A 23201-nucleotide genomic window follows, 5' to 3' on the forward strand; every position below is an offset into this window, starting at 1 on the left:
GACCCGCCGTGACTCCCGACGTCTGGCTGCTCGCCGTCGCCGTCGTCGCTCTGCTCCTGGTCGTCTGGTCGGCCTGGACGCTGACCCGGCTGGGCCGGCTGGAGGCACGCGTCGACCGGGCGTGGACCGTCCTGGACACCCAGCTGCAGCGCCGTGCGGCCCTGGCCGCCGAGCTCTCCCGCGACCACACCGACGCCGTGGGGGAGGAGCGGGCCGCCCGGCTGGCGGCCACCGCGCGGGAAGCCCGTACCCCGCTCGCCGGCGACCGCGAGCTGGCCGAGAACGCGCTGGGCCGCGAGCTGCGCGAGCTGCCGCACGGGCTGCCCGGGGCGCCGGCCGCGCTGCGTGCCGACCTGGAGGGTACGGCGACCCGGATCGGCCTGGCCCGGCGGTTCTACAACGACGCCGTCCGGGACACCCACCTGCTGCGCACCCGGCGGCTGCCGAGCCTGCTGCGGCTGCACGCCTCCCGGCCGCTGCCCCGCTTCTTCGACATCGAGGACGGCCTGCGCGAGGTCACCAGCAGCGCCGCCGGTGGCGGACGCGCCCGCCCGTAGCACGGTGCCGCCCCTCCCCGTCGACCCCCGAGGACGATGACCGGCGAGGCGACGCCGTCGCCCCGTCCCGAGCCCACCCGGGCCGGTGGACGGCCCGGCGCCCCGCGGCGGGTGGCCGGGGTCGACGCCGCCCGCGGCCTGGCCGTGCTCGGCATGTTCGCCGCCCACCTGGGCGACCCCGGGCACCTCGACTGGTCGCCGTCCACCTGGGCCGCGGTCGTGGACGGGCGCTCGTCGGTCCTGTTCGCCACGCTGGCCGGCGTCTCCGTCGCGCTGCTGTCGGGCGGCTCGCGGCCGGTGGCCGGGCGCGAGCTGGCCCGGGCCCGCACCCGGATCCTCGTCCGGGCAGCCTGGGTGTTCGCGATCGGCGGGGTGCTGGAACTGCTGGACACCTCGGTCGCCGTCATCCTCGGCGTCTACGCCGTCCTGTTCGTCCTCGCCCTGCCGTTCCTGCGCTGGCCGCCGCGGCGCCTGCTGCTCGCGGCCGGCGTCGTCGCCCTGGCCGGGCCGCCGCTCACCCTCGCGGTGGCGCGGTACGCCACTGCTCGCGACGAGGAGGGCGACCCGTTCACCTGGCTGCTCGCCACCGGGTACTACCCGGCATTGGTCTGGCTGGCGTTCGTGCTGGTGGGGCTGGCGGTGGGCCGGCTCGACCTGCGCGCCGGCCGGGTTCGCGCGGGCCTGGTCGCCGGCGGGGCGCTGGCCGCGGTGCTCGGCTACGGCGGCGGGTGGCTGAGCGCCCGGCTGGCCGGGCCGGGACGCCGGTTCGGGGGGATGGAGACGGGCTTCGCCAGCCCCGGCACGTGGGACCCGGCCTGGTTCGCCGGCGCCGAGCCGCACAGCGGTACGCCGTTCGAGGTGGTCGGCTCGACGGGCGTGGCGGTCGCGGTCGTCGGCGGGTGCCTGGTCCTCGCCGACCGGCTGCCGCGGCTGACGTACCCGCTGGCGTCGGTGGGCGCGATGGCCCTGACGGTCTACACCGTGCAGATCGCAGCCATCGCGGTGCTGGACGCCGACCCGACCGCGGGCTGGGGGACGTGGGCGCGGTTCGCCGTCACCGCGCTGGTGCTCGCCCCGGCCTGGCGGCTGCAGATCGGGCAGGGGCCGCTGGAGCGGTTGCTGACCTGGAGCTCGCGGCGGACGGCGGGGCCGTAGCCAGCCTGCCCGTGCCGCGAGACCCCGTCATCGGCCTGCTGGAGCCCCTGCGCGTGGCCGTCGGCGGACGCGCCGACGGTAGGATCGTCGCCGTCCGCCAGAGGGACCTGGTGGCCACCAGCTTCCACCCCGAGCTGACCGGGGACCGCCGGGTGCACGCGCTGTTCGTCGACATCGTCCGCCGCCACCTGGCCGAGAGGGCCGGCGCTGCCGCCGGCGACGAGAGGGGTACACCGTGAGCGGCCACTCCAAGTGGGCGACGACGAAGCACAAGAAGGCCGCGGTCGACGCCAAGCGCGGCAAGCTGTTCGCCAAGCTGATCAAGAACGTGGAGGTCGCCGCGCGCGTCGGCGGCGGGGACCCGGCGGGCAACCCCACGCTCTACGACGCCATCCAGAAGGCCAAGAAGTCCTCGGTCCCGAACGACAACATCGACCGGGCGGTCAAGCGCGGCGCGGGCCTGGAGGCCGGCGCCGCCGACTACCAGACCATCATGTACGAGGGCTACGCCGCCGGCGGGGTGGCCGTGCTCGTCGAGTGCCTCACCGACAACCGCAACCGGGCCGCCTCCGAGGTCCGCACCGCGATGACCCGCAACGGCGGCTCGATGGCCGACCCGGGCTCGGTCTCCTACCTGTTCTCCCGCAAGGGCGTCGTCGTCGTCCCCCGGGGCGCCGGTGTGGACGAGGACACCGTGCTGATGGCCGTCCTCGACGCGGGCGCCGAGGAGGTCCGCGACCAGGGGGACTCCTTCGAGGTCATCTCCGAGCCGGGGGACCTCGTCGCCGTCCGCACCGCGCTGCAGGACGCCGGCATCGACTACGACTCGGCCGAGGCGGGGTTCGTGCCCAGCGTGACCGTCGAGCTCGACGAGGAGCCGGCCGCCAGGGTCTTCCGGCTCATCGACGCCCTCGAGGACTGCGACGACGTGCAGAACGTGTACGCCAACTACGACGTCTCCGACGAGGTGCTCGAGAAGGTCGGCTGACTCCGGCCTCCTAGCCAGGCGAGGAGCCCGGCCCGTCGCGGCGGCAGCGCTCTCCTCCGCGACCGCCGCTCGCACCACGTGTCCACCACGTGTCCACCACGGCTCCCGGGTGGAGCAGCAGCCCGACGGGCGCTGGCGCTCCTGGCGGGCCGACGGCACCGAGATCGTGATCGGAGGACCACCTCCGCCCGCCCGCCGCGTGCGGCCGCTGTACGCCCGGGGTCCTCAGTCGCCGCGGCCTCGCCGTCTCCGGCGCCATCCCGTCGGGAGGCGGAGACCCGTGCCGGCGACCGACCGCGTGTTGCGTTCCCGGAGGTCGGTGGCGGCGGCTAGCGTGGGGTCGAACACGCGTTCGGCCACGACGGGAGGTGCCTCCATGCGGGTGCTCGGCATCGACCCGGGCCTCACCCGGTGCGGGTGGGGTGTGGTCGACGGGCGGCCCGGTGCGCGGCCCACCGCGGTGGGGGTGGGGGTGGTGCGTACCCCGGCCGAGCTCGACCTGGAGCTGCGGCTGCTGGAGCTGCACACCGCCGTCACCGCGCTGCTGCGCGAGCACCGGCCGGACGTCGTGGCGATCGAGCGGGTGTTCACCCAGAGCAACAAGGGCACCGCCACCGGCACCGCGCAGGCGGCCGGCGTCGCGGCGCTGGCCGCGGCCCAGGCCGACCGGCCGGTCGCCTGGCACACGCCCAGCGAGGTCAAGGCCGCGATCTCCGGCAGCGGCCGGGCCGACAAGGAGCAGGTCACCGTGATGGTCACCCGGGTGCTCGGGCTGGCCAGCCCGCCCAAGCCGGCCGACGCCGCCGACGCGCTCGCGCTGGCGGTCTGCCACGCCTGGCGCGGGCCGGCCCAGCAGCGACTGCGGGTGGCCGCGCTGGCCGGCGGGATCGGCGCGCCGGTCCGGTCGACGACGCTGCCGAGGTGGACGGGGGTGTCGCGGTGACCGCCCCCGGTGGCCGCACGCCGACGGGGCGCCGCGGCGGCCCGCGCGCAACGGGAGCGGGACGTTGATCGCCAGTGTGTCGGGCCGGGTGGCGGCGGTGTCGCCGGACGGCGCGGTCGTCGAGGTCGGGGGCATCGGGCTGTCGGTGCAGTGCACCCCCGGCACGATCGCCCGCCTGCAGGTGGGGGAGGCCGCCCGCCTGGCGACCAGCCTGGTGGTGCGCGAGGACTCGCTCACCCTCTACGGGTTCGCCGACGACGACGAGCGCCAGCTGTTCGAGCTGCTGCAGACCGCCAACGGGGTGGGGCCCCGGCTGGCGCAGGCCGTGCTGGCGATCCACCCGCCGCGCGAGGTGCGCCGGGCGGTGTCGATGGCCGACGTCAAGGCGCTCACCCAGGTCCCGGGCATCGGCAAGAAGGGCGCCGAGCGGCTGATCCTCGAGCTGCGCGACCGGCTGGGCGTCACCACCACCGACACCCAGCTGGACGGCGGTCCGGCACTCGCGGGTCCGCCGGCCCTCGTCCCGGTGGCGTCGTGGCGGGACCAGCTGACCTCCGCCCTGGTCAGCCTCGGCTGGACCGGCAAGGAAGTCGACGGCGCGGTCGCCCAGCTCGCGCCGGTCGCCGACGAACAGTTGGCCGCCACCGGCGCCGTGGAGGTCGCCGTCCTGCTGCGCCAGGCGCTGCGCCTGCTGGGGCGGTCGTGAGCGGCTTCGTGAGCCTGCCGGCCCCGCCGGGCGGGAGCGAACGGAGGACAGGGTGAGCGCGCCGTTCGACCGCGGGTTGTCGGCCGCCGACGCCGGCCCCGGGCGGATCCCCGACGACGCCGTCGACCCGCGCGCCGGTGACGAGGAGCGGGTCGTCGAGTCGGCGCTGCGGCCGCACTCGCTGGCCGACTTCATCGGCCAGCCGAAGGTCGCCCGCCAGCTCGAGCTGGTGCTCGAGGGCGCCAAGCGCCGCGGCCGGCCGCCGGACCACGTGCTGCTCTCCGGCCCACCCGGCCTGGGCAAGACCAGCCTGGCGCTGATCATCGGCTCCGAGCTGGGGACGTCGGTGAAGATCACCAGCGGTCCGGCGATCGAGCGCTCGGGCGACCTCGCCGCGATGCTGTCCAACCTCAGCCCCGGTGACGTGCTGTTCATCGACGAGATCCACCGGATCGCCCGCCCGGCCGAGGAGCTGCTCTACATGGCGATGGAGGACTTCCGGGTCGACGTCGTCGTCGGCAAGGGCCCCGGAGCCACCGCCATCCCGTTGGAGATCAACCCGTTCACGCTGGTCGGGGCCACCACGCGGGCCGGCCTGCTCACCGGGCCGCTGCGCGACCGGTTCGGCTTCGTCGGGCAGATGGAGTTCTACGAACCGGCCGAGCTGCAGCAGGTGCTGGCCCGCAGCGCCGCGCTGCTGGGCGTCGAGCTCACCGAGGACGGCTCGGCGGAGATCGCCGGCCGCTCCCGGGGGACGCCACGCATCGCCAACCGGCTGCTGCGCCGGGTCCGCGACTACGCCGAGGTCCGGGCCGACGGGCGGGTGACCCGGGCGGTCGCCGAGGCCGCGCTGGCGCTCTACGACGTCGACCACCTCGGGCTGGACCGGCTCGACCGCGCCGTCCTCGAGGCCCTGGTCGTGCGCTTCGGCGGCGGCCCGGTCGGCGTGGCCACGCTGGCGGTCGCGGTGGGGGAGGAGCCGCACACCGTCGAGGAGGTGTGCGAGCCGTTCCTCGTGCGGGCCGGCCTGCTCGCCCGCACACCGCGCGGGCGGGTGGCGACCGAGGCGGCGTGGCGGCACCTGGGCCAGCCCCTGCCCCGGGGCGGCATCCCCCTCGGTCGGGGTGCGCCGGATCCGCAGGCACCCGGGTCGTCGTCAGAGACCCTCTTCGACGCCTAGACTGCGAAGGCGCTGGCGCGCTCGTCCGGCCGTGGCCGCGCGCGTCCCGCCCGGATGTCCCGGCGTGCCGCAGCCGACGTACCCGAGCGGTCCCATCCCGGACCGCACCCACCGCGGCCCGCACCGCGCGGTAGAGAGGCACATCCATCGTGGAGCAGTTCTTCCCGCTCGTCGTCCTGGCCCTGGCCTTCGTCCTGCTGATCGTGCTGCCCGCCCGGCAGCGCAAGCGGGTGCAGGCCCAGCAGCGGGCGATGCAGGAGTCGCTGACCCCGGGCACCCCGGTCGTCACCACCGCCGGCCTGCACGGCACGGTCGCCGGCCTGGGCACCGGCACCGTGGACCTGCAGATCGCTCCCGGCGTCGTGGTCACCTTCGCCCGGCAGGCCATCCTCGAGGTCCGCCCCGCCGTCGACACCGGGTCCACCGTGGCCGGCGACGAGCCGAACGGCCCGACGGACGGCGGCCCGGCCGACCGCCTCCGCTGAGCCGGAGCGGCACCGTGGCCCAACGCCAGTTCCCTGCGCGCCGGTACTTCGGCGCCTTCGTCCTCATCGTGGCCGTGCTCTACGGCCTGGTCTTCCTCACCGGCGACACGCGCACGCCGCAGCTGGGGCTCGACCTGCGCGGCGGCACGACGGTCACCCTCACCGCCCGCACCCCGGACGGGCGGGCACCCGCCCCCGAGGACCTCGAGCTGGCCCGCCAGATCATCGAGCAGCGGGTCAACGGCCTGGGCGTCGCCGAGGCCGAGGTGGTCACCGAGGGCGACTCGAACATCGTCATCTCCGTCCCCGGGGACAACGGCGAGCAGGCCCGCGAGCTGGGCCAGACCGCGCAGCTGCGCTTCCGCCCGGTGCTCGCCGGCCCCGAACCGGCGACGCCGGCGGCCGACCAGAGCACCCCGCCGACCGACGGGTCCCCCACCGGCACCCCCGCAGCGCCCACCGACACCCCCACGCCCACCGACACCCCGGCGCCCAGCGACGGCGCGGCCCCGTCGACGCCGGCGGCGCCCACCACCGCGGCTCCCTCGGGGGACGCCGTCGCCGACCCCTCGCTGCCCGACCCCGACGCGCCCCCGGTGACCCAGGAGCAGGCGGCCGCCGAGTACGCCACCCTCACCTGCGGCACCGACCAGGCGCCGGGGGCCGTCGACCGCCCCCAGGACCACGTCGCCGCCTGCTCCGAGGACGGGCAGGCCAAGTACCTGCTGGGCCCGGCCATCCTCGAGGGGACCGACATCGTCGACGCCAGCGCCGGCACCCAGCAGACCACCGGCGAGTGGGTGGTCCTGCTCGACTTCGACTCCACCGGCCGGGACACCTGGGCCGCCTACACCGCCGCCCACGTCGGCGAGAACGTCGCCTTCACCCTCGACGGGCGGGTCGTCTCGGCGCCGACCATCCAGGGCGCCATCAACGGCCAGACGACGATCACCGGCAACTTCGACCGGGCCGGCGCCGAGCAGCTGGCCAACCAGCTGCGCTACGGCGCCCTGCCGCTCACCTTCACCCAGGCCACCGCCCAGTCGATCTCCACCGAGCTGGGCGCCGAGCAGCTGCGCGCCGGACTGATCGCCGGCGCCATCGGCATCGCCCTGGTGTTCGTCTACGCGTTGGTCTACTACCGGCTGCTCGGGCTGGTGATGATCGCCAGCCTGATCCTGTCGGCCGTGGTCGTCTACGCCGTCCTCGTGCTGCTCGGCCGGCAGATCGGCTTCACCCTCAGCTTGGCCGGCATCGCCGGGTTCATCGTCTCGATCGGCATCACCGCCGACTCGTTCGTCGTCTACTTCGAACGGCTCAAGGACGAGATCCGTGAGGGCCGCACGCTGCGCTCGGCGGTGCCGCGGGCGTGGGTCCGGGCCCGCCGGACGATCCTGTCGGCCGACGCGGTCAGCTTCCTCGCCGCGGCGATCCTCTACGTCCTGGCCATCGGCGACGTGAAGGGCTTCGCGTTCACCCTGGGCATGTCGACCGTGCTCGACCTGGTCGTCGTCTTCCTCTTCACCCACCCGCTGATGGCCGTCCTGGCCCGCTTCCGGTCGTTCGGCAGCAGCCGGATCTCCGGGCTGGGCAACGTCGACCGCGGCCGCCGGGCGGCGACCGTCCCCACCGCGCCCGGCCGCGAGCTGGTCGGCGCCGGCGCGGCGCGTCCCGCAGCCCACGACAGGAGCTCCTCATGACCCGCCGCGAGCCTGCCGACGGCCCCGCCGACGTGGCGGTCCCGCTCGGCACGGACGCCGACGAGGGCCAGGACGACGGCGCCGTGCGCTCCGACGCGGCCGCCGCCGCCGACGACGACGCGCTCGCCGACGCGGGGCTGCTGGCGCAGCGGCGCGCCGGCACCCGCTCGCCGCAGCGGCGTGCCTCCCTGGCCCACCGGCTCTACAACGGCGAGGCCGGGCTCGACGTCGTCGGCAACAGCAGGCGGATCTACCTGCTCACCGCGGTGGTCGTGCTGGTCTGCGTCGGCGCGATCGTCTTCCGCGGGTTCAACTTCGGCATCGAGTTCGCCGGCGGCAACAGCTTCCGGGTGCCGGGCACCGGCGCCGACCTCTCTGCGGTGCAGACGGCGGCCGAGGACGCCGGAGCCCAGGTGGCCAGCGCCCAGGTGGTCGGCGGCAACTCGATCCTGCTGCGCACCGGCGCCCTGGACAACGCGGGCGAGAACAGGGTCGTCGACGCCGTGGCCCAGGCGGCCGGCGTGCAGCCGAACGAGGTCGCCCAGCAGGCGGTGAGCGCCGCGTGGGGCCAGGACATCACCAGACAGGCGCTCATCGCGCTCGCGGTCTTCCTCGTCGCGGTGGTGCTCTTCCTGGCCGTCCGCTTCCGGCTCACGATGGCCATCGGTGCCATCGCCGCGCTGGTCCACGACATCGTCGTCACCGCCGGCATCTACGCCCTCGTCGGTTTCGAGGTCACGCCGTCGACGGTGATCGGCTTCCTCACCATCCTCGGCTTCTCGCTCTACGACACCGTCGTCGTGTTCGACAAGGTCGACGAGAACACCCGGGGCCTGACCCGGAGTGCCCGGATGACCTGGGGCGAGGCGGCCAACCTGGCGGTCAACCAGACGCTGATGCGCTCGATCAACACCTCGGTGATCGCGCTGCTGCCGGTGGCCGGGCTGCTGTTCGTGGGCGCCGGGCTGCTCGGCGTCGGCACGCTCAAGGACCTCGCCCTGGTGCTGTTCGTCGGGCTGGCCGCCGGCACCTACTCGTCGATCTTCCTGGCCACCCCGATCGTGGCCGACCTCGAGGAGCGCGACCCGGAAGTCGTGGCCCTGCGCAAGCGGGTGCTCGCCCGCCGGGCCGCCCAGGCCCGGCAGGCCGGTACCGCCGCCGGCCGTGCGCCGGTGGCCAGCGCCCGCCGCGCCGCGGCCGGCGCCCGCCGCGGCGGAGGGGTGGCCCTGGCCGAGCGCGAGGAGGACCTGGGGCCGGCCCGGGTCGACGTCGTGGTCGAGTCGCCGGAGTCGGTGCGGCCGGAGCAGCCCGGCGGCCGGCCGGTGCCGTCGGGAAGCGGCCGCACGGCCGAGCCGCGCAGCGGGGCGACGGCCGCACCGCGCCCGGGCGCCCGCCCGCAGCGGCCCGGGGGGCGCCGTTCGGGCAGCGGCTCCCGGAAGCGCCGGTGAGCGCCGACGCCGCGGCGGCCGAGGGCGCCGCCGAACCGCCGCTCGACGAGCTCATCGCCGGCCTCACCGTCGACGTCCCCGACCACCCCGAGCCGGGCGTGGTGTTCCGCGACCTGACCCCGGTGTTCGCCGACGGGCACGCCTTCCGGCGGATGATCGACGGCCTGGCCGCTCCCTCCGCCGCGGACCCGCGGGTGGCCGCGCTGGCCTCCGGCGGGGCGGACCCGGGGTTCGACGTCGTCGTCGGCGTCGAGGCCCGCGGGTTCCTCCTGGCGGCCGCCGTGGCCCTCGACGCCGGCGTCGGGGTGGTGCCCGTCCGCAAGGCCGGCAAGCTGCCCCGCGAGCGGATCGCCGCCGAGTACGCGCTGGAGTACGGCACGGCCACGCTGGAGCTGCACTCCGACGCGGTCCGGCCCGGTCAGCGGGTGCTCGTCGTGGACGACGTCCTGGCCACCGGGGGCACCCTCGGGGCGGCGATCGCCCTGGTGGAGCGGCTCGGCGGCGTGGTGAGCGCCGTCTCGGTGGTCGTGGAGCTCACCGCGCTCGGCGGCCGCCAGCGGCTGGCCCCGCACACCGTGCACGCGCTCTGGACCACCTGAGGGAAGGTGCCCGAGTCGGGGCGCGTTTCCCCTGGTGCCGTCCCACTACCATGAGGGTCCTCCCTCCTCCGGCCTGCAGGAGTCGCCATGGGCCCCGACGCCACCGCCCACGTGGCTGTCCCGCGGCCTGACGCGCCGGCCCTGCCCGCCCCGGACGGCACGCCGGCGGCGCCGCCCACCCCGGTCGAGCGGCCGCCGCTGCCGAGCCGCCCGGGGGTCCACCGTCCGGACGACGCGGGGCCGCAACCCGCGGGCGACACCGACACCCAGGGCGTCCCCAAGCGCCGGGTCCGCGACCGGCTGGCCCGCCGCATCGTGGCCGGGCAGCGCAGCGGCCTGGTCCGCCCGGTGCTGGAGCCGCTGGCCGCGCTGCACCGGCAGAGCCACCCCAAGGCCGACCTGGCGCTGCTGCAGCGGGCCTACGACGTCGCCGACGCTGCGCACGCCGGCCAGAAGCGCAAGAGCGGCGACCCCTACATCACCCACCCGCTGGCCGTGGCGACGGTCCTGGCCGGGCTGGGCATGGACACCACCACGCTGGTGGCCGCGCTGCTGCACGACACGGTGGAGGACACCGGGCAGACGCTGGAGTCGATCACCGAGGCGTTCGGCCCCGAGGTCGCCCACCTGGTGGACGGCGTCACCAAGATCGACAGGGTGAAGCTGGGGGACGCCGCCCAGGCCGAGACGATCCGCAAGATGATCGTGGCGATGGCCCGCGATCCCCGGGTGCTGGTCATCAAGCTCGCCGACCGGCTGCACAACATGCGCACGCTGCGCTTCCTCCCGCCGGAGAAGCAGGAGACCAAGGCGCGCGAGACGCTGGAGATCCTCGCCCCGCTGGCCCACCGGCTGGGCATGAACACCATCAAGTGGGAGCTCGAGGACCTCGCCTTCGCCACGCTCTACCCCAAGCGCTACGACGAGATCGTGCGGCTGGTGGCCGAGCGGGCGCCGTCCCGCGACACCTACCTCGCCGAGGTCACCACCGCGGTCACCGACCAGCTGAAGGCCGCGAAGATCGAGGCGGTCGTCACCGGCCGGCCCAAGCACTACTACTCGATCTACCAGAAGATGATCGTCCGCGGCCGGGACTTCACCGACATCTGGGACCTCGTCGGCATCCGCATCCTGGTCGACTCGGTGCGCGACTGCTACGCCGCGCTGGGCATCATGCACGCGCACTGGCAGCCGGTGCCCGGCCGGTTCAAGGACTTCGTCGCGATGCCGAAGTTCAACATGTACCAGTCGCTGCACACGACGGTGATCGGCCCGCAGGGCAAGCCGGTCGAGCTGCAGATCCGCACGCACGACATGCACCGCACCGCGGAGTACGGCATCGCCGCGCACTGGAAGTACAAGGACAAGCAGCGCTCCGGCGGGGCCGTGTCCACCCGGTCCGGGTCGGCCAGGCCCGGCTCGGGCGACGACATGCTGTGGCTGCGCCAGCTGCTGGACTGGCAGCGGGAGGCCCAGGAGCCCGGCGAGTTCCTCGAGACCCTGCGCTACGACCTCGGGCCGCAGGAGGTCTTCGTCTTCACGCCCAAGGGCGACGTGATCAGCCTGCCGGGCGACTCGACCCCGGTCGACTTCGCCTACGCGGTGCACACCGAGGTGGGGCACCGCTGCATCGGCGCCCGGGTGAACGGCATGCTGGTCTCGCTCGACAGCACGCTGAACAACGGCGACGTGGTGGAGGTCTTCACCTCCAAGTCGCCGACGGCCGGCCCGTCGAAGGACTGGCTGTCCTTCGTCGGCTCGTCCCGCGCCCGCACCAAGATCCGGCAGTGGTTCACCAAGGAGCGCCGCGAGGACGCCGTCGAGGCCGGCAAGGAGGCGCTCACCCGCGCGATGCGCAAGGCGGGCCTGCCGCTGCAGCGGCTGCTCGGCGGCGAGGCGCTGTCCACCCTCGCCAAGGACCTGCGCTACGCCGACGTCACCGCGCTGTACGCGGCGGTGGGGGAGCACCAGATCTCGGCCTCGTCCATCGTCGAGAAGTTGATCGCCGCGCTGGGAGGCACCGAGGGCGCGGTCGAGGACATCGCCGAGACCACCATCCCCATGCGGCGTCCGGCGCACCGGCGCCCGGCCGGCGGTGACCCCGGGGTCGTCGTGCACGGCATGAGCGACGTGTGGGCCAAGCTCGCCAAGTGCTGCACCCCGGTCCCCGGGGACGAGATCCTCGGCTTCGTGACCCGCGGCGGCGGGGTGAGCGTGCACCGCACCGACTGCACCAACGCCGAGGACCTCAAGCGCAAGCCCGAGCGGCTGGTCGAGGTGGAGTGGGCCAGCCAGCCCGGCTCGGTGTTCCTGGTGGCCATCCAGGTGGAGGCCCTCGACCGGCACCGGCTGCTCTCCGACGTCACCAGGGCGCTGGCCGACGAGCGGGTCAACATCCTGTCGGCGTCGGTGCAGACCAGCCGCGACCGGGTGGCGATCAGCCGGTTCACCTTCGAGCTCGCCGACCCCGCACACCTGGGCGCGGTGCTGCAGACGGTGCGCAGCGTGGAGGGCGTCTTCGACGTCGTGCGGGTCACCGCCTGAAGAAGGGACCCCCTGAGCCTGCGGAGGCGCCCTGGAGGGGGTCCTTCAGAGAGCGGTGGCCACGACGGCGTAGAGCGGGTCGCCCGTACCCGGCGGGGTGCGCAGTGTCACCGTCGGCTCGGTGAACCGTCCGGTGCGCCGGATCAGCTCGCTGATGATCGCCCCGTGCTGCCGGTCGTCGGTCGCCAGCCAGCCGCGGACGGCCTTGGTCGGGAAGCACCGGTTGGAGAAGGTGATGGCCAGCGGCCCGCCCGGCCGCAGCACCCGGCCGACGTCGGCGAGCACCTCGATCGGCTGCGTGAGGTAGTCGATCGACACGCAGCAGACCACCGCGTCCACGTCGTCGTCGGGCAGCGGGACCCGCGGGTCGGCGTTCAGGTCGTGGACGCACCGCTCGGTCGCCGCCGGGTTGGCGGCCAGCTCCTCGGCGTTCATCCCCAGCACCACCAGCTCGGCCGGCGGCGTCTGGAAGTGCGACACCCACGACGACATCAGGTCGAGCACCCGGCGCGGGCCGGGCGCGGCGCCGTCGATGCCCAGCTCGGCGTACAGCTCGCCCACCGCGGCGATCGCGGCGTCGTCGAGGTGCGTCACCAGCCGGGGCGGGGCGTAGAAGAGCGCGTCGGGACGCTCGTCGGCGCGCTGGAAGAAGCCCGGCGGGAACCCGGCGTAGCGGTCGCCGTCCCCGGTCGGGGGCATCAGCCGGCGACCGTCATCGACTCGATGCGGACCTCCTGGGTCGGCTTGCCGTCACCGGGGCCGTTGCTGCCGTCGTTGCCGTTGGCGGCGATGGCGTCGAGCACGGCCAGCCCCGCGTCGTCGATCGTGCCCAGGACGGTGTAGCCCGGCGGCAGCTGACTGTCGCCGTAGACGAGGAAGAACTGGCTGCCGTCGAAGCCCTGACCGCTGTTGGCCATCGCCAACGTGCCGCGGGGGTAGGTCTCGGTCCCGGTCACCTGGGTGGGGAACTGGTAGGCCGGTCCGCCGCTCCCGGTGCCGCTGGGGTCACCGCACTGCAGCACCTCCAGGCCCTCGGAGTCGGTCTCGCGGTGGCAGGTCGTGCCGTCGAAGTAGCCCCGCTGGGCCAGGTAGACCATGCTCGCCGTCGCGCACGGGGCCTTGGCGTTGTCCAGGGTCAGCCCGATGGCGCCGACGTTGGTGGTCATGGTGACCGCGGTGGTGCCGGTCGGGGTGACCTCGGTGGGCGGGGTTCCGGTGTCGGCGCGCAGGTTCGGGTTGCTGGCCGTGTCGGCGGGGGTCCAGTCGCACGTCCCGTCGCTGCCGTCGACGACCGCGGGGCTGGTGGGGGCGGCGCTGCTCGAGGCCGCGGCGGCGTCGACGCTCTCGTCGTCCCCGACGCCGGTGATCAGCCAGACGGCGCCGACGACGAGCAGCACCGCGACGGCGGTGACCCCGATGAGCAGGTTGCGACGGCGCTTGCGGGCCAGCGCGGCACGGCGCTCGAGTTGGCGCTGCAGCCGCCGCTGGGCGGCCTGCCGTCGCTGCTTGTTGCTCGGCACGGGTGGGAACTCCTCGGACGGACGGCTGCTGCGGCGGAACGCGGGAGGCGGGCTTAAGCGGGCGCCCGCGCAACGCTGGTCGGTCCGCGAGTCTAGGTGTCGCGCCTGGCCGTTCCCTGGCAGCGGAGGGGCCCGGAGCGCCGCGCGTAACCTGCACGGGTGCTCATCCGCTCGTTCCCGGCCGGCGCGTTCGGCACCAACTGCTACGCCGTCGCCTCCGGGCCGCGGCAGGAGTGCGTGGTGGTCGACCCCGGCATGGACGCCGTCGAGCCGCTGGCCCGGATGCTGGCCCAGGACGGCCTCAAGCCGGTCGCCGTCGTGCTCACCCACGGCCACCTCGACCACACCTTCTCGGTGCTGCCGGTCTGCGACGGCTACGACATCCCCGCCTACCTGCACCCGAGCGACTTCGGGATGCTGGCCGACCCCGCTCGCTGGCACGGCCCGCAGCTGGCCCCGCTGATCACCGGCGTCGCGCTGCCCGACCCGTCGGAGGTGCGGCCGCTCGACGACGGCGCCGTGCTGTCCCTCGCCGGGGTCGAGCTGACCGTGCGGCACGCGCCCGGGCACACCCAGGGGTCGGTGGTGTTCTCCCTCGACCTGGACGACGCCCCGGGGCTGCTCGCCGGCGACGTGCTCTTCGCCGGGTCGGTGGGCCGGGTCGACCTGCCCGGCGGCTCGTGGGAGGCGATGCTCGCGTCGCTGCGGGACGTCGTCCTGCCGCTGGACGACGAGACGGTGGTCCTGCCCGGGCACGGGCCGGCGACCACGATCGGGCGGGAGCGGGCCACCAACCCCTACCTGGCCGAGGCAGCGGCGGGTGCCGGGCCCGCTCCGAGGGGACGGGGGCTGTGACCGACGTCCTCCGTGCCCCCAAGGGCACCTTCGACGTCCTGCCGCCGGAGTCCGAGCGGTTCCTCGCCGTCCGCGAGACGCTGACCGCGCCGCTGCGGCGGGCCGGGTACGGCTACGTCGAGACGCCGGTGTTCGAGGAGACCGCCGTCTTCTCCCGCGGGGTGGGCGAGTCCACCGACGTGGTGACCAAGGAGATGTACACCTTCGCCGACCGGGCGGGGCGCTCGCTCACCCTGCGCCCCGAGCTCACCGCCGGGCTGATGCGCGCGTTCATCGAGCACCGGCTGCACACCGCTGCGCTGCCGGTGAAGCTGTGGACCGTCGGGTCGGCGTTCCGCTACGAGCGGCCCCAGGCCGGCCGGTACCGGCACTTCACCCAGGTGGACATGGAGGCCCTCGGCGTCGACGACCCGGCGCTGGACGCCGAGGTCGTCGCGCTGGGGGTGCAGGGGTTCCGCGACCTGGGGCTGACCGACTTCGAGCTGCTGCTGACCTCGCTGGGCGACGCGACCTGCCGGCCGCAGTACCGCGAGCAGCTGGTCGAGTACCTCGCGAAGCTCGACCTCGACGAGGAGACCCGCCGGCGGGCGGAGATCAACCCGCTGCGGGTGCTCGACGACAAGCGCCCCGAGGTGCAGGCCCAGCTCGAGGACGCGCCGGTCGTGGTCGACCACCTCTCGGACTCGGCGAGGGTGCACTACGACGCCGTCCGCCAGTACCTCACCGACCTCGGCGTGACCTGGACCGAGGCGCCCAGGCTGGTGCGCGGGCTGGACTACTACACGAAGACGACGTTCGAGTTCGTGCACTCCGGGCTGGGCGCTCAGTCGGCGATCGGCGGCGGCGGCCGCTACGACGGGCTGTCGGCGGCGCTCGGCGGGCCGGACGTCTCCGGCATCGGCTACGCCGTGGGGGTCGACCGCACGCTGCTGGCCGTGCAGGCCGAGGGCCTGGACATCGTGCCCTCGACCGGCGTGCAGGTGTTCGTCGTGCCGCTGGGGCCCGCGGCCAAGCGCGTGGCGGTGCGGCTGGTCGGGCGGCTGCGGGCGGCCGGCGTCGCCACGGACACGGTGTACGGCGACCGCGGGCTCAAGGGCGCGATGAAGGCCGCCGACCGGTCGGGCGCCTCGCACGCGGTGGTGATCGGCGAACGCGACCTGGCCGAGGGCGTCGGCCAGCTGCGCGACCTGCGCACGGGCGAGCAGACCGCCGTCCCGGTCGGTGAGCTGTCCGAACGGGTTCGTGGAACGGTGGGGACGTGAGCGTGGAGCAGCGGCCGCTCGGCCGGACGGGGGCCGACGTCAGCGTCGTCGGCCTGGGCACCTGGCAGCTCGGCGGCGATTGGGGGGACGTCGACGACGACACCGCCGCCGAGGTGCTCGACGCCGCCCTCGACGCCGGGGTGACCCTGCTCGACACCGCCGACGTCTACGGCGACGGGCGCTCGGAGCAGCGCATCCGCAAGGCGCTGGTCGCCCGCGCGGAGCGGCCGTTCGTCGCGACCAAGGCCGGCCGCCGCGCAGACCCGTTCGAGGCCGCCACGTTCACGCCGGAGAACCTGCGCGCCTGGATCGACCGGTCCCGCCGCAACCTCGGCGTCGACACCCTGGACCTGGTGCAGCTGCACTGCCCGCCGACCGCGGTCTACGCAGACGGGCGGGTGTACGACACCCTCGACGGCTTCGTGGCCGACGGCTCGATCGCCGCGTACGGCGTCTCGGTGGAGACCGTCGCCGAGGGGCTGACCGCGTTGGAGCACCCGGGGGTGCAGTCGATCCAGGTGATCCTCAACGTCTTCCGGCGCAAGCCGACCGAGGAGCTGCTGCCCGCGGCGGCCAAGGCGGGTGTCGGCGTCCTCGCCCGCGTGCCGCTGGCCAGCGGTCTGCTGAGCGGTAAGTACGACGAGTCGACGCAGTTCCCGCCGGACGACCACCGCACCTTCAACCGCCACGGGGAGGCCTTCGACGTCGGAGAGACCTTCTCCGGCGTCCCCTTCGAGGTGGGGGTGCAGGCGGCCCGCGAGGTCGCCGAGATCGCCGGCGACGCCCCGACGGCGGCCTTCGCCCTGCGCTGGGTGATCGACCAGCCCGGCGTCACGTCGGTCATCCCCGGCGCCCGGACGCCTGCGCAGGTGCGCGGCAACGTCGCCGCCGCCGCGCTGCCGCCCCTGACCGACACCCAGCTGGCCGACCTCGAGCGGCTGTACGACGAGCGCATCCGCGCCCACGTGCACGACCGCTGGTGACTCCGCTCCCTGAGACCTGAGAAAGGCACACCCCAGTGCTCCGCACCCACGACGCCGGCACGCTGCGCGCGTCCGACGCCGGTTCCACCGTCACCCTCGCCGGGTGGGTCGCCCGCCGCCGCGACCACGGCGGCGTGGTCTTCGTCGACCTGCGCGACGCCTCGGGCTACGTCCAGGTCGTCGTCCGCGAGGAGCAGGCCCACGCGCTGCGCAACGAGTTCTGCGTGCTGGTCACCGGCGAGGTGCGTCGGCGGCCGGAGGGCAACGAGAACCTCGAGCTGCCCACCGGGGAGATCGAGGTGGTCGCCACCGAGCTGCGGGTCCTCGCGCCGTCCGCGCCGCTGCCGTTCCCGGTCGAGACCGATCAGGCCGCCAGCGACGACGTCCGCTACAAGTACCGCTACCTCGACCTGCGCCGGCAGGGGCCGGCCCGGGCGATCCGGCTGCGCAGCGAGGTCAACCGGATCGCCCGCGGGGTCATGGCGCGGCACGGCTTCGTCGAGGTGGAGACGCCGGACCTGACCCGCTCCACGCCCGAGGGTGCGCGCGACTTCGTCGTCCCGGTGCGGCTGCAGCCGGGCAAGTGGTACGCGCTGCCGCAGTCGCCGCAGCTGTTCAAGCAGCTGCTGATGATCGGCGGGCTGGAGCGCTACTTCCAGATCGCCCGCTGCTTCCGGGACGAGGACTTCCGCGCCGACCGGCAGCCGGAGTTCACCCAGCTGGACTTCGAGATGAGCTTCGTCGAGCGCGACGACGTGCTGGGGGTGATCGAGGACGTCGTCCGCGCGCTGTGGGCCGAGTTGGCCTCGTACGAGGTGCCGGAGATCCCGCGGATGAGCTACCGCGAGGCGATGGACCGCTTCGGCTCGGACAAGCCCGACCTGCGGTTCGGGCTGGAGCTCACCGAGCTGACGTCGTTCTTCGCCGAGACGCCGTTCCGGGTCTTCCAGGCCCCCTACGTGGGGGCCGTGGTCATGCCCGGTGGCGGCTCGCAGCCGCGGCGGGCGTTCGACGCCTGGCAGGACTGGGCCCGTTCGCGGGGGTACCGCGGGCTGGCGTACGTGACCGTCGGGGAGGACGGCACCCTCGGCGGGCCGGTCGCCAAGAACATCTCCGAGCCCGAGCGCGAGGGGCTGGTCGCCGCCGTCGGTTCGCAGCCCGGCGACTGCGTGTTCTTCGCCGCCGGTCCCCGCCGCTCGTCGCAGGAGCTGCTCGGCGCGGCGCGCAACGAGATCGCCCGCCGGCTGGAGCTGATCGAGCCCGGCACGTGGTCGTTCCTGTTCGTCGTCGACTTCCCGATGTTCGAGCAGCTCGAGGACGGCGAGTGGACGTTCACGCACCACCCGTTCACCTCGCCCACCCCCGAGTGGCGGGAGCGGTTCGCCGAGGACAAGGCGAACGCGCTGTCCGACGCCTACGACCTGGTGGTCAACGGCAACGAGCTGGCCAGCGGCTCGGTCCGCATCGCCGACCCGGAGCTGCAGGAGCGGGTGTTCGAGACCCTCGGGATGTCCCGGGAGGAGGCCCGCGAGCGGTTCGGGTTCTTCCTCGAGGCGTTCTCCTACGGCCCGCCGCCGCACGCCGGCGCCGCGCTCGGCTGGGACCGGCTGACCGCGCTGCTGGCCGGCGTCGACTCGATCCGGGAGGTCATCGCCTTCCCCAAGACCGGCGCCGGGTACGACCCGCTGACGGGTGCGCCGACGCCGATCACCGAGGCGCAGCGCAAGGAGGCCGGCATCGACGCGAAGCCGCAGGAGCCGCCCCTGCCCGGCGAGCCCGGCGCCCCCGGGCCGAGCGACCCGACCCGCTGAGGCCGCCGCAGCCCCGTCGTGATCATCGGCGGGTGGCTGCCGCTGTCCGCGTGTCGGTCAGCCACCTGCCGATGGTCGAGGCATCCCGGGCCGCCAGCCGCGACTCGTCAGTGCTCGGCGCGTGCGGTCGACGACGACCGTGGGGAACTCCGCGTGCCGTGCGGCGAACCGGAGCACCAGCCAGCCGTCCGCGGCCATCAGCGAGTACCGGTCGATGTCCTTGCCGAACTGCTCCGGTTCCGCGTGCTGCCGACCCTCGTACTCCACCAGCACCTTCCACTCTTCGTACCCGAGGTCGCCGTGCGCCACGACCCGCCCCCACCGGTCACGGACGTCGACCTGCTGCTGCGGGTCCGGCAGGTCGCTGGTGACCAGCCAGTACCGCACCAGGCTCTCCGGGCGGGACATCGACCTCGGCGTGAGGAGGGGCGCGCACCGCCGCACGCGCACCACACCGCGGACCCGGGTCGCGCGCTCCAGACGTCGAGCGAGCGCCTCGGCCGGCAGGTGACCGCCGCGCATCAGCGCGTCGCCGACCGCGACGAGTTCGTGGGACGGGAGGCGCTCGGCGAGGTCGAGCCAGGTCTGCGGCCCGGACGTCGTCCGCAGACCGCGGTGCACGACGACGTCCTCCTCGGTGAGCCGGCGCGCGTGGACGACGAACTCGGCGCGCTGGGGCAGCACCCGGCGCGGGGTCATGGCGACGTGGGCGCGGACCGGCATGTCGACGTGCGTCCCGAGCAGCGCCGCCGCGGTGCCGTGGCTGTAGGCGGCGTCCGCGGGGAGCAGGCCGGCCAGCAGCGCCAGGCGTTCCCGCTGGTCGATGGCGTCGTCCAGGCGCACGACGAAGTCGTGGGCCAGCCGGACGAACCGGGAGCCGCGCAGCTGGGCCCGGGTCAGCCCGGCGGCGCGGGCGGAGGCGGTGGTGTAGGCCGGGGGCAGGGACATGCGGTCGACGCTGCCCCGGCTGCACCGTGCGCGGACGAGCCGATGGAAGGCTGTGGAGCCGCGTGAGCCCTGTGGACAGCGGTGCCGCTTCCGTGATCATCGGCGGGTGGCTGCCCGACTCGCCCGGCGGGCGCAGCCACCCGCCGATGGTCACGGCGCGAGGGGGACGGGCGCGGGGATTACGGCACCAGGATCACGGCGCGGGGTTCAGCCGGCGTCGAGGCGGGCGAGCTGCTCGGGGGTCAGCCGCAGGTCCGCCGCCGCGGCCGAGTCGACGATGGACGACGGCCGGGAGGCGCCCGGGATCGGGACGACGACGTCGGCCTGCGCCAGGTGCCAGGCCAGCGTCACCCGGTACACCGAGACGCCCAGCTCGCGGGCCACCTCGCTGAACGCGGGTGCCGTCGACGACAGCGACCCGGCCGAGGACACGCCGCCGAACGGGCTCCACGGCAGGAAGGCCAGCCCGTGCGCCGCGCAGTGCGCCAGCTCGTCGCGGGAGTTCCGCCAGCCGGGGGAGTACTGGTTCTGCACGCCGACCAGCGCCGGGCCGACGATCGAGCGGGCGACGTCGATCTGGGCGACGTCGGCGTTGGAGACGCCGACCATGCGCACCAGCCCGTCGTCGGCCAGGGCCCGCAGCGCGCCCATCGACTCCTCCCACGGCGTGGCCGGGTCCGGCCGGTGGAACTGGTAGAGGCCGATCGCGTCGACCCCGAGCCGGCGCAGCGACGCCTCGCACGCCCGGCGCAGGTACGCCGGGGAGCCGTCGAGCTCCCAGTCGCTGCCGCGCCGGGTGTGCCCGCCCTTGGTCGCGACCAGGACGTCGTCCGTGGACCTCCCGTACGAGCGCAGCGCCCGGGCCACGAGCTCCTCGTTGTGGCCGAACTCGGCCTCGCCGGCGGCGTAGGCGTCGGCGGTGTCGACGAGGGTGACGCCGGCGTCGAGCGCGGCGTGCACCACCGCCTCGGCCTCCTCCGGCGTCGGGCGGTCGGACTTGGTCGACAGGGGCATCGCCCCCAGGCCGATGGCGCCCACGGTCACGTCTCCGATGCGTCGCTGCTGCACGGGACCTGTCGTGCCCCCCGGGTAGCGTCCTCACCCGTGAGTTCGCTGTTCGACGAGCCGGCCGAGGAGGGCGTCGGTGTCGACCCGGGTGCTGGGCGGGTGGGGAGGCCACTCGCCGTCCGGATGCGGCCACGCTCGCTGGACGAGGTCGTCGGCCAGCAGCACCTGCTCGGCCCCCGCGCCCCGCTGCGCCGGCTGGTCGAGGGCGACGAGCCCATGTCGGTGGTGCTGTACGGCCCGCCCGGCACCGGCAAGACGACGCTGGCGCACGTCGTGTCCCTGGCCACCCGGCGGCAGTTCGTGCAGCTCTCCGCCCTCGACGCCGGGGTCAAGGAGGTCCGCGCGGTCATCACCGCCGCCAAGCGCGAGCTCAACTACGCCGGCCGGCGCACCGTGCTGTTCATCGACGAGGTGCACCGCTTCTCCAGGACCCAGCAGGACAGCCTGCTGTCCGCGGTCGAGGACCGCATCGTCAGCCTGGTCGCCGCGACCACCGAGAACCCCAACTTCAGCGTGGTCGGCCCGCTGCTGTCCCGGAGCCTGGTCCTCGCCCTGCAGCCGCTGTCCGACGACGACGTCCGCACCGTGCTGCGCCGGGCGCTGACCAGCGACCGCGGGCTGGACGGCGCGGTGACGCTGACCGCGGAGGCGGAGGAGCACCTGGTCCGGGTCGCCGGGGGCGACGCCCGCAAGGCGCTGACCGCCCTGGAGTCCGGAGCCGGCGCGGCGCGGGCCGCGGGCGCGACCGAGGTCGACCTGCACACCCTGGAGACGGCGGTCGCCCAGGCCGCCGTCCGCTACGACCGGTCCGGCGACCAGCACTACGACATCGCCAGCGCGCTGATCAAGTCGATCCGCGGCTCCGACGTCGACGCCGCGCTGCACTACCTGGCCCGCATGGTGGAGGCGGGGGAGGACCCGCGCTTCATCGCCCGCCGGTTGGTGATCTCCGCCAGCGAGGACGTCGGCATGGCCGATCCGACGGCGCTGCAGACCGCGGTCGCGGCCGCCGACGCGGTGGCCTTCCTCGGCATGCCCGAGGGGCGGATCCCGCTGGCGCAGGCCGTCGTCCACCTGGCCACCGCGCCGAAGTCCAACGCCGCCTACACCGCCATCGAGCGGGCGATCGCCGACGTCCGCGCCGGGCTGGCCGGGCCGGTGCCGCCCGGGCTGCGCGACGCCCACTACGCCGGGGCGAAGCAGCTGGGCCACGGCGGGAGCTACGTCTACCCGCACGACACGCCCGACGGGATCGTGCCGCAGCAGTACCCGCCCGACGCCCTCGTCGGCCGCGACTACTACCGCCCCACCACGCGCGGTGCCGAGGGCCCGATCGCCGCCCGACTGGGGAAGCTGCGGGCGATCGTCAGACGGCAGCCGTTCCCCGAGGGGTAGCGGGCGGGGAACGGACCGGGGCGCGGATGGGGCACCTCCCGCTTGCGGGGACTGACCGACGGCATGGTCCGGCGTGGTCGCCGAGTCCCCGGTGGGGCACGGACGGCGTCCGGCCGCCCCGGCTACTGTGATCTGGCCGGGCCGACGTCCCCCGATCGGCGCCGCACGTCCGCGCCGAGACGAGCCGATCCGGAGAACAGGAGGCCCCTCGTGTCCCCAGGAGAGTGGGCGGGACTGGTCGCAGCGCTGGCTCTGCTGCTGCTGGTGGGGCTGCTCGCCGTGCCGCTGCTCAAGCTGGGTCGCACGCTCGACGAGGCGACGCTGGCCATCCGCGAGGCTCGTGAGCAGGCCGCGTCCGGCTTCCGCTCCGCCCCGCCGGCGGTCCCCTCCGGTCGGGGCGTTCCCGAGCGGGTCGACGACACCCGGGACGAGGTGCCGGGTGCGGCGACCGGCAGCGCCCCGTCGACCGGCAGCGCCCCGGCGACCGGCAGCGTCCCGGCGACCCGCACGGCCCCGTCGCCCGGCACGGCCCCCTCGGCGGGCTTCGAGGCTCCGCAGACGAGCGTGGTCGCCGCCACGGTCGGCGGATCCCTGATCAAGGTGGCCGCGTACGGTCACGGCCTGCGCGCCGCGACCCGGCGCCGGTTGGCCGAGCGTGCCCTGGCCGAGGCCGCCCGCTCCGACCGGGAGCTGCGCCGCGCGCTGCGCACCGCGCGGCAGGGAGCCCGGGGGACGGTGTGATGCGTCGGCTGTTCTGGCTCGGGATGGGGACCACCATGGGCGCCCTGGCGATGCGCCGGCTGTCCCGGGTGGCCGAGCGGCTGACCCCGCAGGGCGTCGCCGGTTCCCTGGCCGAGGCGCTGCACGAGCTCGCCGGGGCGATCGGTGAGTTCGGCGCCGACGTGCGTGCCGCCGCCGCCGAGCGGGAGGCCGAGCTGCGCGCCCAGACCGGGCTGACCGCCCCGCTGCCGTCATCGGCCCGGCTGCACCTGCCGGCCGCCCGAGGCGTACCCGCCGTCGACCGCTGAGCCCCCGACGCCGGTCCGCCCCGACC

23 protein-coding genes are annotated in these 23201 nt (G+C 75.0%); 19 read left to right on the forward strand and 4 right to left on the reverse strand.

The genetic code is table 11. The features are described 5' to 3' along the window. Positions 1 to 8 precede the first annotated feature (8 nt). The 12 genes from DQ238_RS16705 to DQ238_RS16755 all read left to right on the forward strand — a co-directional run bounded on the left by DQ238_RS16705 (position 9) and on the right by DQ238_RS16755 (position 12305). Positions 9 to 557, forward strand: coding sequence for a hypothetical protein (locus DQ238_RS16705; protein WP_113782393.1), 549 nt, complete (start codon positions 9 to 11; stop codon positions 555 to 557). 36 nt (positions 558 to 593) lie between these two features. After that, positions 594 to 1712, forward strand: coding sequence for a DUF418 domain-containing protein (locus DQ238_RS16710; RefSeq protein WP_113782394.1), 1119 nt, complete (start codon positions 594 to 596; stop codon positions 1710 to 1712). An 11-nt stretch (positions 1713 to 1723) separates the two neighbouring features. Continuing rightward, the gene (locus DQ238_RS16715) at positions 1724 to 1951 is read left to right on the forward strand and encodes a hypothetical protein (RefSeq protein WP_233496036.1); all 228 of its coding nucleotides are present in this window, start codon (positions 1724 to 1726) and stop codon (positions 1949 to 1951) included. Continuing rightward, positions 1948 to 2700 carry a YebC/PmpR family DNA-binding transcriptional regulator gene (locus DQ238_RS16720; RefSeq protein WP_113782395.1) on the forward strand — a complete coding sequence of 251 codons (753 nt, stop codon included), beginning with the start codon at positions 1948 to 1950 and terminating at the stop codon, positions 2698 to 2700. Before DQ238_RS16715 ends, DQ238_RS16720 begins: the two co-directional genes overlap by 4 nt. A gap of 376 nt (positions 2701 to 3076) precedes the next feature. Next, the gene (gene ruvC, locus DQ238_RS16725) at positions 3077 to 3643 is read left to right on the forward strand and encodes a crossover junction endodeoxyribonuclease RuvC (RefSeq protein ID WP_113782396.1); all 567 of its coding nucleotides are present in this window, start codon (positions 3077 to 3079) and stop codon (positions 3641 to 3643) included. Positions 3644 to 3707: 64 nt separating this feature from the next. Continuing rightward, positions 3708 to 4349 carry a Holliday junction branch migration protein RuvA gene (ruvA, locus tag DQ238_RS16730; RefSeq protein ID WP_113782397.1) on the forward strand — a complete coding sequence of 214 codons (642 nt, stop codon included), beginning with the start codon at positions 3708 to 3710 and terminating at the stop codon, positions 4347 to 4349. A 106-nt stretch (positions 4350 to 4455) separates the two neighbouring features. Continuing rightward, positions 4456 to 5529, forward strand: coding sequence for a Holliday junction branch migration DNA helicase RuvB (gene ruvB, locus DQ238_RS16735; RefSeq protein WP_233496045.1), 1074 nt, complete (start codon positions 4456 to 4458; stop codon positions 5527 to 5529). 149 nt (positions 5530 to 5678) lie between these two features. After that, positions 5679 to 6014, forward strand: a complete 336-nt coding sequence (gene yajC / locus DQ238_RS16740; protein WP_113782398.1) for a preprotein translocase subunit YajC — start codon at positions 5679 to 5681, stop codon at positions 6012 to 6014. A gap of 14 nt (positions 6015 to 6028) precedes the next feature. Further along, entirely contained in the window at positions 6029 to 7714 is a 1686-nt protein-coding gene (gene secD, locus DQ238_RS16745; RefSeq protein WP_113782399.1) for a protein translocase subunit SecD, read from the forward strand. Beyond that, positions 7711 to 9162, forward strand: a complete 1452-nt coding sequence (gene secF, locus DQ238_RS16750) for a protein translocase subunit SecF (RefSeq protein ID WP_199506409.1) — start codon at positions 7711 to 7713, stop codon at positions 9160 to 9162. Before secD ends, secF begins: the two co-directional genes overlap by 4 nt. Further along, complete coding sequence (locus DQ238_RS23350) at positions 9159 to 9761, forward strand: adenine phosphoribosyltransferase (protein ID WP_199506410.1); 603 nt, start codon at positions 9159 to 9161, stop codon at positions 9759 to 9761. Before secF ends, DQ238_RS23350 begins: the two co-directional genes overlap by 4 nt. A gap of 87 nt (positions 9762 to 9848) precedes the next feature. Continuing rightward, positions 9849 to 12305, forward strand: a complete 2457-nt coding sequence (locus DQ238_RS16755) for a bifunctional (p)ppGpp synthetase/guanosine-3',5'-bis(diphosphate) 3'-pyrophosphohydrolase (protein WP_113782400.1) — start codon at positions 9849 to 9851, stop codon at positions 12303 to 12305. Positions 12306 to 12350: 45 nt separating this feature from the next. Here DQ238_RS16755 and DQ238_RS16760 read toward each other — a convergent pair whose 3' ends face one another. Next, the gene (locus tag DQ238_RS16760) at positions 12351 to 13004 is read right to left on the reverse strand and encodes a class I SAM-dependent methyltransferase (RefSeq protein WP_113782401.1); all 654 of its coding nucleotides are present in this window, start codon (positions 13002 to 13004) and stop codon (positions 12351 to 12353) included. After that, positions 13004 to 13825, reverse strand: a complete 822-nt coding sequence (locus DQ238_RS16765; RefSeq protein WP_113782402.1) for a peptidylprolyl isomerase — start codon at positions 13823 to 13825, stop codon at positions 13004 to 13006. Before DQ238_RS16765 ends, DQ238_RS16760 begins: the two co-directional genes overlap by 1 nt. 159 nt (positions 13826 to 13984) lie before the next feature. Here DQ238_RS16765 and DQ238_RS16770 point away from each other — a divergent pair, with 159 nt between their 5' ends. The 4 genes from DQ238_RS16770 to aspS are packed head-to-tail and all read left to right on the forward strand — an operon-like array spanning position 13985 to position 18736. Then, a complete protein-coding gene (locus tag DQ238_RS16770; RefSeq protein WP_113782403.1) occupies positions 13985 to 14680 on the forward strand; it encodes an MBL fold metallo-hydrolase in 696 nt (231 codons plus the stop codon). Next, positions 14677 to 15942 (forward strand): histidine--tRNA ligase, encoded by a 1266-nt coding sequence (gene hisS, locus DQ238_RS16775; protein ID WP_113782404.1) that lies wholly within the window; start codon positions 14677 to 14679, stop codon positions 15940 to 15942. Before DQ238_RS16770 ends, hisS begins: the two co-directional genes overlap by 4 nt. Further along, positions 15939 to 16925, forward strand: coding sequence for an aldo/keto reductase (locus DQ238_RS16780; protein ID WP_233496037.1), 987 nt, complete (start codon positions 15939 to 15941; stop codon positions 16923 to 16925). Before hisS ends, DQ238_RS16780 begins: the two co-directional genes overlap by 4 nt. 35 nt (positions 16926 to 16960) lie before the next feature. After that, a complete protein-coding gene (aspS, locus tag DQ238_RS16785) occupies positions 16961 to 18736 on the forward strand; it encodes an aspartate--tRNA ligase (protein WP_113782406.1) in 1776 nt (591 codons plus the stop codon). Between the two features lie 57 nt (positions 18737 to 18793). Here the strand turns inward: aspS and DQ238_RS16790 are convergent, their stop codons facing one another. Both DQ238_RS16790 and DQ238_RS16795 read right to left on the reverse strand, forming a co-directional pair. Further along, positions 18794 to 19684 carry a DUF559 domain-containing protein gene (locus DQ238_RS16790; RefSeq protein WP_233496038.1) on the reverse strand — a complete coding sequence of 297 codons (891 nt, stop codon included), beginning with the start codon at positions 19682 to 19684 and terminating at the stop codon, positions 18794 to 18796. Positions 19685 to 19891: 207 nt separating this feature from the next. Then, the gene (locus DQ238_RS16795; protein WP_113782407.1) at positions 19892 to 20752 is read right to left on the reverse strand and encodes an aldo/keto reductase; all 861 of its coding nucleotides are present in this window, start codon (positions 20750 to 20752) and stop codon (positions 19892 to 19894) included. A gap of 36 nt (positions 20753 to 20788) precedes the next feature. Here DQ238_RS16795 and DQ238_RS16800 point away from each other — a divergent pair, with 36 nt between their 5' ends. The 3 genes from DQ238_RS16800 to DQ238_RS16810 all read left to right on the forward strand — a co-directional run bounded on the left by DQ238_RS16800 (position 20789) and on the right by DQ238_RS16810 (position 23175). Beyond that, the gene (locus DQ238_RS16800; RefSeq protein WP_233496039.1) at positions 20789 to 22147 is read left to right on the forward strand and encodes a replication-associated recombination protein A; all 1359 of its coding nucleotides are present in this window, start codon (positions 20789 to 20791) and stop codon (positions 22145 to 22147) included. Between the two features lie 210 nt (positions 22148 to 22357). Then, on the forward strand, positions 22358 to 22888 hold the full coding sequence (locus DQ238_RS16805; protein WP_113782408.1) for a DUF948 domain-containing protein: 531 nt from the start codon (positions 22358 to 22360) through the stop codon (positions 22886 to 22888). Further along, a complete protein-coding gene (locus tag DQ238_RS16810; protein ID WP_113782409.1) occupies positions 22888 to 23175 on the forward strand; it encodes a hypothetical protein in 288 nt (95 codons plus the stop codon). Before DQ238_RS16805 ends, DQ238_RS16810 begins: the two co-directional genes overlap by 1 nt. Positions 23176 to 23201: the final 26 nt, after the last annotated feature.

This window comes from Geodermatophilus sp. TF02-6, assembly GCF_003319115.1.
Classification (GTDB): domain Bacteria; phylum Actinomycetota; class Actinomycetes; order Mycobacteriales; family Geodermatophilaceae; genus Geodermatophilus.